The 289-nt window shown below is 40.8% G+C and carries 1 protein-coding gene; it reads right to left on the bottom strand.

Going from position 1 to position 289, the window contains the following annotated elements; all coding sequences use genetic code 11:
- A partial coding sequence (locus tag ACFIK3_RS09755; protein ID WP_375676639.1) for a phage portal protein occupies positions 1–289 on the bottom strand: 289 nt, incomplete at both ends.

Raw genomic sequence — 289 nt, 5'->3', positions numbered from 1 at the left:
AGAGCGCCCGTAGAGGTCAACATAATGTAGTCTTACAAAACATTCACCAGTTAGAAAGACTTCTCGTGCAATGGTTGCTTGAAGTCCATAAAAATTGGCATCTTCATCATAATCGGCTTCATCAACCCATTGCCACCATAAGTCTAAAAGCTTTTTCTTTTCTTCTTGAAAACCTTCAATACGAGGATAGGGTTTAATCCCATCACTAACAGCCGCAGAGACCCATTCTTCTGTTGCAGACCCATAAAGAGATTCATTATCATAGAGCCATCTTGAACGGGCAACAATG

This window comes from Bartonella sp. CB10SXKL, assembly GCF_042195515.1.
Taxonomy (GTDB): Bacteria; Pseudomonadota; Alphaproteobacteria; order Rhizobiales; family Rhizobiaceae; genus Bartonella.
This window is presented reverse-complemented; position numbering and strand designations above follow the sequence as displayed.